Origin of the sequence: Acinetobacter sp. 766875, assembly GCF_000582055.1 — a bacterium.
GTDB classification, from domain to species: Bacteria; Pseudomonadota; Gammaproteobacteria; order Pseudomonadales; family Moraxellaceae; genus Acinetobacter; species Acinetobacter nosocomialis.
Genome location: NZ_JEXX01000004.1, coordinates 1 through 14,686 on the forward strand (window position 1 = coordinate 1; position 14,686 = coordinate 14,686).

The 14,686-nt window shown below is 39.1% G+C and carries 13 protein-coding genes; 8 read left to right on the forward strand and 5 right to left on the reverse strand.

The window, feature by feature from the left end; translation table 11 throughout:
• The first annotated feature begins 365 nt into the window (after nucleotides 1–365).
• The 4 genes from lon to J576_RS05305 all read left to right on the forward strand — a co-directional run bounded on the left by lon (nucleotide 366) and on the right by J576_RS05305 (nucleotide 5,744).
• Nucleotides 366–2,795, forward strand: coding sequence for an endopeptidase La (gene lon / locus J576_RS05290; RefSeq protein WP_002054337.1), 2,430 nt, complete (start codon nucleotides 366–368; stop codon nucleotides 2,793–2,795).
• A gap of 300 nt (nucleotides 2,796–3,095) precedes the next feature.
• Nucleotides 3,096–3,575 carry a 23S rRNA (pseudouridine(1915)-N(3))-methyltransferase RlmH gene (rlmH, locus tag J576_RS05295; RefSeq protein WP_002054393.1) on the forward strand — a complete coding sequence of 160 codons (480 nt, stop codon included), beginning with the start codon at nucleotides 3,096–3,098 and terminating at the stop codon, nucleotides 3,573–3,575.
• A 112-nt stretch (nucleotides 3,576–3,687) separates the two neighbouring features.
• Nucleotides 3,688–4,464 carry a dioxygenase family protein gene (locus J576_RS05300; protein WP_025468007.1) on the forward strand — a complete coding sequence of 259 codons (777 nt, stop codon included), beginning with the start codon at nucleotides 3,688–3,690 and terminating at the stop codon, nucleotides 4,462–4,464.
• Nucleotides 4,465–4,634: 170 nt separating this feature from the next.
• Nucleotides 4,635–5,744: an META and DUF4377 domain-containing protein gene (locus tag J576_RS05305; protein ID WP_002054437.1), complete on the forward strand. Its 1,110-nt coding sequence runs from the start codon at nucleotides 4,635–4,637 to the stop codon at nucleotides 5,742–5,744.
• A 54-nt stretch (nucleotides 5,745–5,798) separates the two neighbouring features.
• Here J576_RS05305 and gdhA read toward each other — a convergent pair whose 3' ends face one another.
• Nucleotides 5,799–7,202: an NADP-specific glutamate dehydrogenase gene (gene gdhA / locus J576_RS05310; RefSeq protein ID WP_004710040.1), complete on the reverse strand. Its 1,404-nt coding sequence runs from the start codon at nucleotides 7,200–7,202 to the stop codon at nucleotides 5,799–5,801.
• Between the two features lie 271 nt (nucleotides 7,203–7,473).
• Here gdhA and J576_RS05315 point away from each other — a divergent pair, with 271 nt between their 5' ends.
• Nucleotides 7,474–8,265, forward strand: coding sequence for an RnfABCDGE type electron transport complex subunit B (locus J576_RS05315; RefSeq protein ID WP_002054379.1), 792 nt, complete (start codon nucleotides 7,474–7,476; stop codon nucleotides 8,263–8,265).
• Nucleotides 8,266–8,952, forward strand: a complete 687-nt coding sequence (gene nth / locus J576_RS05320; RefSeq protein WP_002054431.1) for an endonuclease III — start codon at nucleotides 8,266–8,268, stop codon at nucleotides 8,950–8,952.
• Here nth and J576_RS05325 read toward each other — a convergent pair.
• From J576_RS05325 to J576_RS05340, 4 genes are all read right to left on the reverse strand, one after another.
• Nucleotides 8,949–9,128 carry a hypothetical protein gene (locus J576_RS05325; protein WP_002054380.1) on the reverse strand — a complete coding sequence of 60 codons (180 nt, stop codon included), beginning with the start codon at nucleotides 9,126–9,128 and terminating at the stop codon, nucleotides 8,949–8,951. The two genes, nth and J576_RS05325, sit on opposite strands and share 4 nt — an antisense overlap.
• A 71-nt stretch (nucleotides 9,129–9,199) precedes the next feature.
• Nucleotides 9,200–9,853, reverse strand: a complete 654-nt coding sequence (gene adk, locus J576_RS05330) for an adenylate kinase (protein WP_002054405.1) — start codon at nucleotides 9,851–9,853, stop codon at nucleotides 9,200–9,202.
• An 85-nt stretch (nucleotides 9,854–9,938) separates the two neighbouring features.
• On the reverse strand, nucleotides 9,939–11,252 hold the full coding sequence (locus J576_RS05335; RefSeq protein ID WP_004710044.1) for a DUF445 domain-containing protein: 1,314 nt from the start codon (nucleotides 11,250–11,252) through the stop codon (nucleotides 9,939–9,941).
• A 61-nt stretch (nucleotides 11,253–11,313) separates the two neighbouring features.
• A complete protein-coding gene (locus tag J576_RS05340; RefSeq protein WP_002054381.1) occupies nucleotides 11,314–11,832 on the reverse strand; it encodes a hypothetical protein in 519 nt (172 codons plus the stop codon).
• Between the two features lie 236 nt (nucleotides 11,833–12,068).
• Here J576_RS05340 and mrdA point away from each other — a divergent pair, with 236 nt between their 5' ends.
• Together mrdA and rsmD are read left to right on the forward strand one after the other, a co-directional pair.
• Nucleotides 12,069–14,087, forward strand: coding sequence for a penicillin-binding protein 2 (gene mrdA, locus J576_RS05345; protein ID WP_002054406.1), 2,019 nt, complete (start codon nucleotides 12,069–12,071; stop codon nucleotides 14,085–14,087).
• Entirely contained in the window at nucleotides 14,087–14,632 is a 546-nt protein-coding gene (gene rsmD / locus J576_RS05350; RefSeq protein WP_002054382.1) for a 16S rRNA (guanine(966)-N(2))-methyltransferase RsmD, read from the forward strand. Before mrdA ends, rsmD begins: the two co-directional genes overlap by 1 nt.
• Nucleotides 14,633–14,686: the final 54 nt, after the last annotated feature.

The following is a 14,686-nucleotide window of genomic DNA, read 5'->3' on the forward strand; positions in this document are numbered from 1 at the left end:
ATACAGATGTATATTATAAGTTATAGTGTGATTATTCTAATATCAGTCAAATGATATAAATAATTAATATTTAAATATACTTAATAAAAATATGTATTTTAAAATTAAAACTAAACAAATAATTTTACTTACAAACAAGTCTTGCTCCAGTAAGAGAAGAAGAATTATTAAGTAAAAATGAGTAGCCGCTCTACAAAATTTTATTCTTCTTAAGAATTAATCTATTGATTCATAACATTTTTAAAAAAAAGTTGACTAAATTAGTCCTTTTTTCAACATTTTCTATTGTCATGCCCTTGTAATTTTTAAAATACACATCACTATAAAAAACATGGCAACCTCGTTGTCACTCATTAGGAGTGCCCATGTCTGAACTTATTATGAATGAAAAAACTGACTTAGAGCCTCAGGTTCCAAGTGTATTACCACTATTAGCCTTACGTGATGTGGTGGTTTATCCACACATGCAGATTGCGCTATTTGTGGGTCGTGAAAAATCGATCAATGCAGTTGATGTGGCTCGTAACAGTGACAATTTAGTATTTGTAGTTGCGCAAAAAGATTCGCTTACAGAAGAAATTGATCACGACAATTTATACCAGTACGGTACAGTCGCTAAGATTGTACAAGTAGTTAATCATGAAAATGATGAAAACTGCATTAAAGTACTTATTGAAGGCTTGCATCGTTCTAAGCTCACAAGAATTATCGATGAAGATAGTTATTTGACTGCTGAACACGATTTAAGCCCAATGACTATTAATGTAGATAAGGCAACGCAAGAAACTCGTTTACAAGAGTTACGTAACTTATTTGCTCAATATGCAGAAGCAAAATTACGTAATGCACGTGAACTGGTTGCTGCTGCCAACAAAATCGAAGACTTATTGCAATTGATGTTCTTCGTAGCAACTCGTGTGCCTCTAAATATTGAAATTAAGCAGAAATTTTTAGAGTACGATGAGTTTGAAGCTCATTTGCAAGAGTTGATGAACTACTTGATGAATCAATCTGCTGAACAGCAAATTGAGCAAACTTTACATGACAGCGTGAAACGCCAAATGGAAAAGAACCAACGTGAATACTTTCTAAATGAAAAAATGAAAGTCATTCAACGTGAACTTTCCGACATGAATGGCGGTGCTGAAGATGACGTTGCTGAAATTGAGAAACGTCTTGCTGAAGCTGATTTACCTGAACACGTACGTAAAAAAGCCGAAGCTGAGTTCCGTAAACTTAAAGCAATGCAGCCTGCATCTAGTGAAGCTGCTGTGGTACGTAACTATCTAGAAGTGATTCTAGATACGCCATGGAACAAAGCGAGCAAAGTCAGTATTAACCTGAACAAAGCGCAAGAGATTCTTGATGCCGATCATTATGGTCTTGATGACGTTAAAGATCGTATTGTTGAATACCTAGCTGTTCAATCACGTGTGAAAAAACTCAAAGGTCCTATCCTTTGCTTGGTTGGACCTCCAGGGGTTGGTAAAACTTCACTCGGTGAATCAGTAGCGAAAGCAACAGGTCGTGAATTTGTTCGCATGGCGCTTGGTGGCGTACGTGATGAAGCAGAAATTCGTGGACACCGTCGTACTTATATTGGTGCGATGCCAGGTAAAATCGTGCAGTCTTTAACAAAAGTTGGTGTGAAGAACCCATTGTTCTTACTCGACGAAATTGACAAGATGGCTCAAGACTACCGTGGTGATCCTGCTTCTGCTTTGCTTGAAGTGCTTGATCCATCACAAAACAGTAAGTTCAACGATCACTATTTAGATCTTGATCTTGACCTTTCTGAAGTGATGTTCATCTGTACTGCAAACAGCATGAATATTCCAGAAGCCTTGTTGGACCGTATGGAAGTTATTCGTCTACCGGGTTATACCGAAGATGAAAAAGTTAACATTGCTGAGCGTTACCTTGTTCCTAAAGCAATTAAGAACAATGGCCTACGTCCAAAAGAGTTAACTATTCATGAAGAAGCGATTCGTGACATTGTTCAACGCTATACACGTGAAGCTGGCGTACGTAATTTAGAACGTGAAGTTTCTAAAATTGCACGTAAAGTCGTAAAAGAAGCGGTAAGTAAAAAATCTAAAAACTTACAGCTTGACGTTACCTCTGCCAATCTTCCTGAATACCTAGGTCCACATAAATTTGACTTTGGTATGGCCGAAGATGAAGCACAAGTAGGCCGTGTAAATGGCTTGGCATGGACTTCTGTAGGTGGTGAATTGCTTACTATTGAAGTTGCAGCTGTTAAAGGTAAAGGTAAATTCATTACAACCGGTTCACTCGGTGATGTAATGAAAGAATCAATTACCACAGCAATGACAGTAGTACGCACACGTGCGGATGAACTTGGAATTGAAGCATCTCGCTTTGAAGAAACTGATGTACACGTTCACTTACCTGAAGGTGCAACTCCAAAAGATGGACCATCTGCTGGTTTGGCATTAACAACTGCACTTGTATCAGCATTTACAGGTATTGCGATTCGTCCAGACATCGCGATGACAGGTGAAACAAGTCTTGGTGGTCGTGCGATGCGTATCGGTGGCTTGAAAGAGAAACTTCTTGCTGCACATCGTGGTGGAATTAAGCTTGTCTTTATTCCTCAAGATAACGTTCGTGATTTGGCAGAGATCCCTGACAATGTGAAAGAAGGATTAGAAATCAAAGCTGTGAAAAGTATTGATGAGATCTTGCCTTTAGCATTAACTTCAATGCCAAAACCTTTACCAAAAACACCGATTGTAAAACCGGTGGAAGGCTCAAAAGCAGCACGTCACTAATTAAAAAATAAAAAAGAGAGCTTCGGCTCTCTTTTTTTTGTTACATAATTTGATTGAAAAATATCCAACCATCCTCATAATAAGAAGTAAGAGTGATTAATTTTATTATTTACTCTTATCTATCTTATGTTACAGATAGCCTTGTTTTTATTCTCTATGATCATCTGAACTCCAGACAGATGATCATTTGATCGCAGTCCAACACTGTTTTTTGGACTGCGTTTTTTATGCTCACTTACTCCCCCGCAGTTATTGTCTCCTCAGGTATAATACGTCAGCTGTTTTGACTGAATAGACCACATGAAAATTCGTATTCTGACCATTGGTCAAAAAATGCCTGCTTGGGTACTTACTGGTTTTGAAGATTATTTCAAACGCATCCAACCTTTCGTTCAGACTCAAGTGATTGAACTTCCAATGGCAAAACGCGGCAAAAATGACTCAGAAGCAGATATTTTAAAATACTGCCAAATTGAAGGTGAAAGTATTTTAAATGCTTTAAAACCCAACGAGACACTTATTGCTTTAGAAGTTGGCGGACGCGAACTTAGTACAGAAAAGCTGGCTGACACCATGAAACAATGGATGCTTGAAGGTAATGATGTTGCACTGGCTATTGGTGGCCCAGATGGCTTGTCTGATCAGGTACGTAAAGCTGCTGCCTGGCATTGGTCACTCTCAAAACTTACCATGCCTCATCCTTTAGTTCGTGTTTTATTAATCGAACAACTTTACCGAGCGATGTCTATTAATCATAATCATCCTTATCACCGTGCATAAAAAGAACAAACGTTTCATTTTAAGAACAATCCGTTGAAATCAGGATACTTTTAACATGTCCTGATTTTGGCATAATGACTATTATTCTGCTTTTCAACTCAGGTGTAATGAAATGGAACTACAAACCCTTCCCGGACTGTTTATTTCACATGGATCACCCATGCTTGCACTTGATCCAGAACAAGTGGGTCCTGCCTTACATCGTCTTAGTGTGAATTTACCTACCCCACAGGCAATCATCGTGATGTCTGCTCACTGGGAAAGTAAAGCGCTTGAAGTAAGTAGTTCAACACGTCCAGAAACATGGCATGACTTCCGTGGTTTCCCACCAGAGTTATATGAAATTCGCTATAGCGCACCAGGTCAACCAGAACTCGCCGAAGAAATCTTAAAGTTGTTGGCAGACGCTCATTTCGTTGCTCATGCCAATAGTACCCGCCCTCGCGACCACGGTGTATGGATGCCTCTTTTACATATGTATCCAGATGCAGACATTCCTGTTGTTGAGATTTCTTTACCAATGAGCTTAAGCGCACAAGAAATTTATAGAATTGGGCAAACACTTGGGCCTTTACGTGAAAAGCAAATTTTACTGATTGGTTCTGGAAGTATTACCCATAATCTTGCTGAATTGTCATGGCAAGGTGATAGTTCAAAAGTTCCTGAATGGGCTTCAACGTTTAGAAATACTGTTGTTAATAAACTTTCTCATCAAGATTACGATGGCGTGTTGGAATGGCAATCATTGCCTTATATAAAACGTAATCATCCAACTCTTGAACATTTTGCACCGTTATTTTTTGCAATGGGAACTGGCCATCGTTTTACGATTGTTCATAGCAGCTTCACAATGGGCTCGTTAGGTATGGATATATACCGTTTTGATTAATTTTTAGGAAATACCCCGTTTTTGCGGGGTATACCACTATTTTTATTAAAAATTCGAATAATTTACAAACTTATACATTTTAAAAACCGAAACAATCATATGTTTACATTTTATTTTTTTAAGAATGTTTTAAGCTTAGTGCTGTTGTTTTTTTACTTGAAGTTTTTTAAATGAAAATTAAATATTTAATTCTTGCGTTGTTACCTTTTTCTTTGATGGCGTGTCAAACAGTTTCAAATACTCAAGCTCCAATTGTATCTGAGCAACAACAAAATCTTGCAGCAACTTTAAGTGAATATGCTTGGACTTATCAAAATGTAAAAGCTTCTAAGCCACTTGTTCTTAATTTTAATGCAGATGGTAAATTAGCAATTAACACAGGTTGTAATGGTCAAGGTGGTACTTGGAAAGTTGAAGGCAACCAACTTGTAACCTCTCCTCTCGCATCGACAATGATGGCTTGCCAAGACGATTTAATGAAACAAGAACAATTGTCTAATAGCATCTTTAGTGAAGCAAAATTGCCAATCGAAATTAGTAATAGCAATGGTCAGGTAATCTTAAGCGTGACAGATAAAGCAGGTCAAAAGCATATTTTCCAAGGCGTAAAAGCAACTAATACTCAAGCTTTAACTGATTATTCATGGTCATACCAACCTGAAAATACTAAAAAGCCGATCGTTCTTAACTTCACAAACGACCGTTTGTCTATCGCAACAGGTTGTAACCGTCAAGGTACAACTTGGAAAGTTGAAAACAATACCATCGTAACTGCTGATGTCATGTCGACAATGATGGCGTGTGAACCTGCGTTAATGAAACAGGAACAATTCTCTAGTAGCCTGTTCCAAAAACGTGCGATTCCATTTGAACTTAATACGACAAATGCTGATCAACCAACATTAACAATCCTTGATGCTCAAGGTCAGAAATATACTTTCACAGGTAAAATGACACCTGAAGCAAAATACCAGTCTGAAGGTAAAACTGTTTTCCTTGAAGTAGCACCAGAAACTAAATCTTGTACGGGTGTTGCGCCACAAACTTGCTTGCAAGTTCGTGAAGTTAAATATGATGACAAAGGCGTAAAAACTTATGCCGACAAAAACTGGTCATTATATTATGGTCAAATCGAAGGTTTTGAACACAATCCAAACCAACGCGTAATCTTACGTGTAAAACGTTTTGAAGTGAAAAACCCAGCAGCTGATCAATCTAGCCAAGCAGATGTGTTAGATATGATTGTAGAGCAAGAAATGGTTAAAAAGCCTAAAAAATAATTTTTAGACTAAAAAAATCCGATGCAAAAGCATCGGATTTTTTATTTCTATATTTTAATAAATACCTTGTGCAAGCATGGCATCAGCAACTTTTACAAAGCCCGCAATATTGGCACCATCTACATAGTTCACAGTACCGTCTTCTTTTGTACCGTATCTTACACAATTGGCATGAATGTCTTTCATGATTGCATGTAAACGTTCATCGACTTCAGCATGTGTCCAGCCCAAGCGAATTGCATTTTGGGACATTTCTAAGCCAGAAGTTGCCACACCACCTGCATTAGATGCTTTACCAGGGGCATATAAAATCTTAGCTTCAATAAATTGTTCAACAGCTTCAAGTGTAGATGGCATGTTAGCGCCTTCAGCTACACAAATGACACCATTAGCAATAAGTGTTTTAGCATCTTCGCCTGTTAATTCATTTTGTGTAGCACATGGTAAAGCAATATCTACAGGAATATGCCAAGGGGTTTTACCTTCAAAATATTCAAAACCATGCTTAGAAGCAAACTCCGAAATACGCCCACGCTTAACGTTTTTCAGCTCCATGACCTCAGCAAGCAACTCATCTGTAAAGCCATTTTTTAGATAAACAGTACCGTTCGAGTCTGACAAGGTAACCACTTTCGCACCTAAGAACATTGCCTTCTCTGCCGCATATTGCGCAACGTTACCAGAACCAGATACTGAAACAGTTTTACCAGCAAAAGATAGCCCACGTGTTTTTAGCATTTCTTCTGCAAAATAAACCGTACCATAACCTGTTGCTTCCGGACGCATTAAGCTACCGCCAAATGAAATTCCTTTACCAGTAAATACACATGCCGTGTCATTACTGAGCTTTTTCATCATGCCAGCCATGTAGCCTACTTCACGCGCACCCACGCCAATATCTCCAGCTGGAATATCGGTATTGGGACCTAAATGACGGTAAAGCTCAATCATGAGTGCCTGACAGAACCTCATAATTTCAGCATCAGATTTACCTTTAGGGTCAAAATCTGAACCTCCTTTTCCTCCACCCATCGGCAAAGTAGTCAGTGAGTTTTTAAAAGTTTGCTCAAATCCTAAAAATTTTAAAATAGATAGGTTGACCGACGGATGGAAACGCATACCGCCCTTGAATGGACCAATTGCTGAATTGTATTGAACACGGAAAGCACGGTTTACTTGAGTCTGCCCTTGATCATCCATCCATGAAACACGAAATTGAATCACACGCTCAGGTTCAACCAAACGCTCTAACAATCCCTGCTCTGCATATTCCGGATTTTTTTCAATGAATGGCCACAAACTTGTCATGACTTCTTCGACAGCTTGTAAAAACTCAGGTTGATGCGGATCACGCGCTTGCACGTAATTCAGGAATTCATTCAGATTGTTATATTTCAATGCACGGTCCTCAGCATAGTAATGAATTAAATTGGTGCAATACATTTTAAAATGCATCATTTAGCAGCAAAATATTAAATCCCTTTCCATCAATTTTAACAATAGTTATTTTAAATTATTTTATTTTACTTAATTATCATAAACTTAATTTTAGAAAAACTATCTAAAAATCAAAAATAGTCATTTATCTTTTCAGTTTTATTGATCTATTATTGTGCAATATTAGCTACATTTTAGGTCAATCAAAAAGCCAATAAATTCGTTAAAATCCATTGACCTTACTTAGGTTTTTCTTCATTATCGCATCGTTTTAAGCAAGCTATTTTCCTCTATGAATCCATCTATTTCTCTCATACGCGAGATTGATGCGTTATTACCACAAACGCAATGTGGTTTATGTGGACACCGTGACGGCTGTCTACCTTACGCAAAGTCCATTGCTGAAGGTGAAGAAGCAAATAAATGTGTTCCTGGTGGACAGCCAGTGGCAGATGCGCTCGCAAAATTATTAAATCGCTCATCGTTACCTGCTGAAACAAGTGTCTGGCCTGTACAAGCCGATGGACGCCCTCAACGCATGAAAGCGATTATTCGCGAAGACGAATGTATCGGATGTACAAAATGTATTAATGCTTGTCCTGTAGATGCCATTATTGGTAGTGGTAAGCTCATGCATACCATCTTGACTGATTTGTGTACAGGTTGTGAGTTATGTATTCCACCCTGCCCAGTTGACTGTATTGATCTGGTCGAAGACACTCAAGCTTTGCCGAACGAACAACAGCGCATTGCAGAGCAAGATGATTTAAGACAACGTTACTACGCGCATATTCAACGCGAAGAAAAACGTCGTATACATCGTAAAGGGCCTGTTGTACGCGCTGAAATTGATACACAACTTTTTGCACAGTTTTCTCAAGCACTTGATGATTTACCTTCAATTCAAATCATTGAGAAGCCAAAAGAAGCGGTTGTAAATGATGCAAAAACTACGATTGAATTAGCTAAAATTCGCACACAAATTAAAAAGTTGGAAAAGCAGCTCAGTGTTCGAGAAGATGCAAAAAAACGTCTTCAACTTGATGAACTACAACAGCAACTCATTCAATTACAGGAGGTCTGAATGGCCGTCAAAAACATGACGAAAAAGCAGATTCAAATTTTCTTTGAACGCCTTCGTGAACAAAGACCTTCTCCAGAAACCGAATTAAAATATTCATCACCTTTTGAATTATTAATTGCCGTCATGTTATCGGCACAAGCAACCGATGTTAGCGTAAACAAAGCAACAGATAAGCTTTATCCTGTCGCCAATACTGCTGAAAAAATCTATAACTTAGGTGTAGACGGCTTAAAAGAATATATAAAGACCATCGGCCTTTATAACGCGAAAGCTGAAAATGTTATTAAGACCTGTAAGATTCTAATGGAGCAATTTAACGGCGAAGTTCCAAGTAATCGAAAAGACTTGGAAGCTTTACCGGGTGTAGGTCGTAAAACAGCCAATGTGGTTTTAAATACAGCATTCGGGCAACCAACTATGGCTGTCGACACACACATTTTCCGTGTGGGAAATCGTACTGGATTAGCAGTAGGTAAAAATGTTCTTGAAGTTGAACACCGTTTAGTTAAGGTAATTCCAAAAGAATTTATTATAGATGCACACCACTGGCTGATATTACACGGCCGTTATTGCTGTATCGCTCGTAAACCGAAATGTTTCGAGTGTGTTGTTGCTGATGTATGTAACTGGCCAGACCGCTTTGAATTTGGCGCCACAAAAGCAATTCCAACAAAAAACCTCAGTTAATCCTGAGGTTTTTTAAGCTGCTGCAATTTGGGATGTAGTTGACGTTCTCGTCCGTTCTTTTTATTTTCCAAAGCCTGTTGTTTCTGCACATGACGCAACATTTTTTGACTTTGATATAGTAAAAATAACAATAGTGCCAGACTCAGCAATACCACTAAAATCAAAATGATTTTCATATCGTTCTCCCGCACTCAATGAAAGAAAAGAGCCCTCATAAAGAGGGCTCTTTATGACAAATAATATTAAATTATTTGTCTAAGATGTTGAACAAATCTTTTTGTACATCTTCAATAGTGCGCAAGCCATCAAGCTTGTCATAAGTTGGCGCATTTTCACCAGAAGCAGCACGGCCTTGATAGAAACCAACTAATTGCTCTGTTTCAGTATGATAAGACGCTAGACGCTTACGGATGGTTTCTTCTTGGTCATCTGGACGTTGAACAAGATCTTCACCAGTTTCGTCATCTTTACCTTCCACTTTAGGTGGATTGTATACAGTGTGGTAAACACGGCCAGAAGCTGGGTGCTGACGGCGACCAGAAAGACGTTTTACGATTTCTTCGTCAGGTACATCAATTTCAATCACGTGATCAATGCTGATGCCTTCTTTTTCCAATGCTTCTGCTTGAGGAATCGTGCGTGGGAAGCCGTCAAAAATACAACCATTCACACAGTCCGGTTGAGCAATACGTTCTTTTACTAAACCAATAATGAGTTCATCTGAAACTAAACCGCCAGATTCCATTACACTTTTAGCTTTTAAACCTAATTCAGTACCTTCACGAATTGCAGCACGGAGCATATCACCGGTTGAAATTTGTGGGATATTGTAGCGCTTACAGATCAACTGAGCCTGAGTACCTTTGCCTGCCCCAGGTGGTCCGAGTAAGATAATGCGCATAAAAAACATCCTCATTTAAAACAATGAATGTGAGGTCTGGCAGATTTAATTTCGTTGATCCTGATAGATCCTGCCCGACTTCGAATTATAAGAAAGCCACAAACAAATGTATTGTACCAGCAATAAATCCGGTTACCCCACCTAGTACAATAAGAATCCACTCGTCCTCTTGGAATGCTGGACGTAACAAATTCTGAAACTCTTTTGGTGTCAGTTCACGAATACGCTCTTTAAACATTTGAAAAATCTTCTGTGCCCGGCTTGCATTCAGTGCAGGGTCACATACGGGTCCCATCGTAATTTCAATTGAACGATCAATCAAGTCCGTCTTTAATCTTGCGTACTCTCTTGGGCCCAAAGAAAGCTGTAAAGATGTACGAACAAGTGGTGTTTCCATAATTTCGTTAATATGACGTTTAACAATACGACGTGTTTTGTCCTTGCGTGAACCGTACATCATTTCTGTCATAATCGATTTTAACGTAATTAAGTCTTCTGTCACTACACTAGAAAAGACTTCAGAGACTTCTTCTTGACGCTTCATGAAAGCACCTTGGAAATTATAGGTACCGATTCGTAAAACAGGTACAATCCAAGGGAACTTGCGATCTTTGGTTAATCTAAATATTTGGGGATAACGAACGTAATGTGGCTCAATTGGGTTAAATACCATCCAGATTGCAATCCAGTTGGTTAAAAAGCCCCAAATAGATGCCCAAAATGGTACCGTCCAATGCCAAGGTACAACAAACCAGACAACCATCTGGAAAATACCGAAGAACATCCCGATTAGAGCACTAATATGCCAAATAAAGTTGATTTCTTTTTGCCCAACTTTTAAAAACATACGTACCATTAAACGGCGGTCACCTTCCATTTGGCTCACCACCATTTCACGCATATCAACCAGTGACTCGACATTCATGGTCAGTTCAGTTACTAATTCTCTTAGCACACCTGGTAACTGCTTATGTGCTTGAGCATAAATACGGCGTTTAATCGAATAAGGTAAATTTTCCCAAAGCACTGCATTACGATCGATCATCACTTCATCAATCAAATGCTCAAGTTCAAATCCGACTTGTTCACCAATAATACGTGCCATGTCTTCAGGGTCCATTGCCTCTAAAAACTCACGTAAAGAGCCTAACTTAGATAGAGTATTATCGGTAATAATTCCTGAGATACGCCCTGCTTTACGTGGCACAATACCTTGCCAGCCGACTGGTAAAGGACCTAAATGGAATCCCCAAAACTTGATTGGGTAAAACACCATTTTTAAAGCCATCCACACATGTGCCCATGTGACAAAGGCAGTGACCGGAATGATACTCAAAACGGCCCAAAAATCAGGTCTGTGTAAAAAGGTCTGCCACAATCCGCTGACGTACTCTAACATGTAAGACTCTCGTATTTATTTGTGCTCTGCTTATGGCGAGTTAACGATAAGCTGCTTTGTTTTATAAACCAAAACTTAGAGAATAAGAAAATTGTATTTGCGGTTTTGTATTGGCAGCAACGGCTCCATTTTGATCAGTTAATTTTTCAGCTGCTCCAATACCCACACTAAAGGTACTAATCCTTTCTGAATTCAACAATACATATGCCAAATCGACGCCAGCACCTAAACGAGATTTATAATCTCCGTCTACAGATTTGCTATCAAGATGTCCAGCATAAAAGCCAATATAGTAACCATTCTTATCAGTTCCGGTAAGGTAGTAAGGATAGCGAAATCCGACTTGTCCACCGGCAGTTTTATCACCATTTAAAAATGCACCAACTTTTGCATAAGCAATCCCATAAGGATTTACCCACTCACCATTGAGATGTAACAATTTTTGAGTAAAACCTGCGCCTACATTCCAAGTCGCTGCTTTATGATCTGCTAATTTTGCTTCTGGAAGAAATGAATAATCTTGAGCATGAGCCCAACTACTTACTGTCAAAACTGCAAGTAAGGGATAAATTTTTCTCATTATTTTCTCCATTTTCCCTAATCGTATGGTGAGAACAACCCTATTCTATTGAATGAGAGACTTTAACAGAATTATTTTGCTTCTTATATACAAGACTCTACAATTTTGTTGTCTACAAAGTCAAAAAAGCCAATTTGTTTCTTCACTGAAACTTTGAAAATTATGCAATATTTTAACTGCGCTTGCGTTAGAATAAGCAGCTATTTTTCTCATCCTATGTCATTAAGTCGATCCGTATGAAACAGCACTTTCCTTTAAAAGATATCCAGCAAGAAAAGCGCATTTATCGAGGTCGTATATTTTTTGCCGTAGGTCTTGTGATTATTTGTCTATTAGTATTAGCAAGCCGATACGCCTATCTACAAATTTTTCATTACGATGAGTTCTCGACCGCATCGGATAAAAACCGTATTCGCTTACAACCTCTCCCCCCTGCTCGTGGTTATATTTATGACCGTAATGGCGTTTTATTAGCAGATAACTATCCTGTTTTTACCGCAACATTAAGTAAAGCAGACGTTGAAGATCCTGATGCAGTTATTGAACAATTACAACCCATTTTAGAGCTGACTCAAGAAGATGTAGACCGCTTTAAAAGTCGTATTAAAACGGCGCGTAAAACTGAACGCGTAGCAATTAAGCTAAACTTAACCGAGACAAATATTGCCAAGTTTAGTGAAGTTAAATACAAATTCCCTGGGGTTAGAATTGAAACCCAAATGACGCGCTATTATCCGCATGGTGAATTGTTTGCTCATGTGATTGGATATGTGGGCCGTATTAACGATAAAGAATTAAAAAGTATTGATAAAGATTTATACGCTGGAACAAACCTGATTGGTAAAATCGGCGTAGAGAAAAGTTACGAAGATTTACTTCATGGAACACCGGGTTATGAATCTGTAGAAGCAGATGCTCATAGTAATGTATTGCGCCATTTAGGACGTAAAGACCCAACTCGCGGTAATGACCTGTACTTATCATTAGATTATGGTTTACAAGTCGTAGCATCACAGCAACTTGCTGGACGCCGTGGTGCAATTGTTGCGATAGACCCTCGTACAGGTGAAATTCTTGCGTTGGTTTCAAGTCCAAGCTTTAACCCAAACTTATTTGTGACGGGTATTAATCATAAAGATTATAGCTCGCTACGTGACAACATCGATCAACCTCTTTATAACCGTGCTGTTCAAGGGGCATACCCTCCTGGTTCGACCATTAAACCAATGGAAGCGATGGGCGGTTTACATTATGGTATTGTGGACTGGTCTACTGCTATTTCCGATCCGGGCTACTTCCATTTACCTGGAGACTCTCATAAATTCCGTGACTGGAAAAAAACTGGTCATGGCATCGTGAACATGCACAAAGCCATTATCATGTCTTGCGATACCTATTTTTATATTTTGGCAAATCAAATGGGCATCGACCAGATGAACCAATGGATGCGCCAATTTGGCTTTGGTCAAAAAACAGGTGTCGACTTACCAAGTGAAAGTGAAGGTTTATACCCAAGTCCAGAATGGAAAATGCGTACACGCAAAACTAAATGGATGAAAGGTGAAACAATTTCCGTCAGTATTGGTCAAGGTGCATTTACTGCAACTCCATTACAACTTGCAATGGCAACTGCTATTACAGCGAATCACGGCTCTCATGTAGTTCCACATGTTTTACGTGCATCGCATGGTGCAAAACCTTTTACAGTCCGTAATGCGCCTGATGGAAAAATTAATTTCAACGGTACAGACGAAGACTGGGTAAAAATGCGAGAAGCCATGATTGATGTAATTCAATCAGGTACTGGACGTGGTATCCGTACATCGCTCTATCAAATTGCCGGAAAAACAGGTACGGCACAGGTTAAGAGTATTGCGCAAGGTAAACGCTACAACGAAGCTGCGCTTAGTGAACGCCAACTTGACCATGGTCTTTTTGTTGGGTTTGCACCTGCCGATAAACCAGAAATTGCTATTGCGGTCATTTGGGAAAATGGTCGTCATGGTGGTTCCGCAGCTCAACTTGCTAAGCCAATATTTGATTACTGGTTATTAACCCGCAATAAAAATCCAATTCGTCCAGCCAACCATCAAGTTAATGGTGGCCTTATGACAGCCGGAATTAAACCGGGCGAGCTTCCAAGTGGCGGCGAGACTGCTAGCTCTACTCCAGCAGCTGCTACAACTACCGCAGCAGCAACATCTGCTCCACAAGCTGCCCCTGCTCGCCCTGCTACAAATGAGATCGATGAATAATGAAAAATCAGTTGCGCATTATTGGGGGCGAATGGAAAAGACGAGTTTTGCCATTTGCCAGTATTGAGGGTTTAAGACCAACCCCAGATCGTGTCCGTGAAACGTTATTTAATTGGCTCATGTGGGACATTCAAAATGCTCAGGTTCTCGACATCTGTACAGGTTCTGGTGCATTAGGCTTTGAAGCACTTTCGCGCGGTGCCGCATCTGTTTATATGATTGAACCTGATAAGACTCAAGCACGATTTTTAAAAGAGAATATCCAGCTTTTAAAAGCGCAAAATTGTCATTTAGTTAATGCAACTGCTCAACAAGCATTACCGCGCTTAAAAGAACAATTTGATGTAGTTTTTTTAGATCCGCCTTATAGTCTTGATCTATGGCAAGAGCTCGCTCACTTGGCAGATTCACATATTAAAAAGAGTGGATACATTTATGTTGAAGCTGACCGAGATTTATCTCAGCTTCAACTTCCTGCAACATGGCAACAAGTTAAAACCACTAAAGCTGGTACAGTCCACGCCGGTCTTTATCAGAAAATCTAATCATGTAGAATTTTTATAACGAATTATTTTAACTGATCTATTTGTCTGAATTCG

What these genes read in the sequence shown, in the direction of transcription:
- gdhA (WP_004710040.1), bottom strand. Translation starts at nt 7,202, where the DNA reads ATGATGCATTTTAAAATGTATTGCACCAATTTAATTCATTACTATGCT.
- lon (WP_002054337.1), top strand. Translation starts at nt 366, where the DNA reads ATGTCTGAACTTATTATGAATGAAAAAACTGACTTAGAGCCTCAGGTT.
- rlmH (WP_002054393.1), top strand. Translation starts at nt 3,096, where the DNA reads ATGAAAATTCGTATTCTGACCATTGGTCAAAAAATGCCTGCTTGGGTA.
- nth (WP_002054431.1), top strand. Translation starts at nt 8,266, where the DNA reads ATGGCCGTCAAAAACATGACGAAAAAGCAGATTCAAATTTTCTTTGAA.
- mrdA (WP_002054406.1), top strand. Translation starts at nt 12,069, where the DNA reads ATGAAACAGCACTTTCCTTTAAAAGATATCCAGCAAGAAAAGCGCATT.
- J576_RS05300 (WP_025468007.1), top strand. Translation starts at nt 3,688, where the DNA reads ATGGAACTACAAACCCTTCCCGGACTGTTTATTTCACATGGATCACCC.
- J576_RS05305 (WP_002054437.1), top strand. Translation starts at nt 4,635, where the DNA reads ATGAAAATTAAATATTTAATTCTTGCGTTGTTACCTTTTTCTTTGATG.
- J576_RS05325 (WP_002054380.1), bottom strand. Translation starts at nt 9,128, where the DNA reads ATGAAAATCATTTTGATTTTAGTGGTATTGCTGAGTCTGGCACTATTG.
- rsmD (WP_002054382.1), top strand. Translation starts at nt 14,087, where the DNA reads ATGAAAAATCAGTTGCGCATTATTGGGGGCGAATGGAAAAGACGAGTT.
- J576_RS05340 (WP_002054381.1), bottom strand. Translation starts at nt 11,832, where the DNA reads ATGAGAAAAATTTATCCCTTACTTGCAGTTTTGACAGTAAGTAGTTGG.
- J576_RS05335 (WP_004710044.1), bottom strand. Translation starts at nt 11,252, where the DNA reads ATGTTAGAGTACGTCAGCGGATTGTGGCAGACCTTTTTACACAGACCT.
- adk (WP_002054405.1), bottom strand. Translation starts at nt 9,853, where the DNA reads ATGCGCATTATCTTACTCGGACCACCTGGGGCAGGCAAAGGTACTCAG.
- J576_RS05315 (WP_002054379.1), top strand. Translation starts at nt 7,474, where the DNA reads ATGAATCCATCTATTTCTCTCATACGCGAGATTGATGCGTTATTACCA.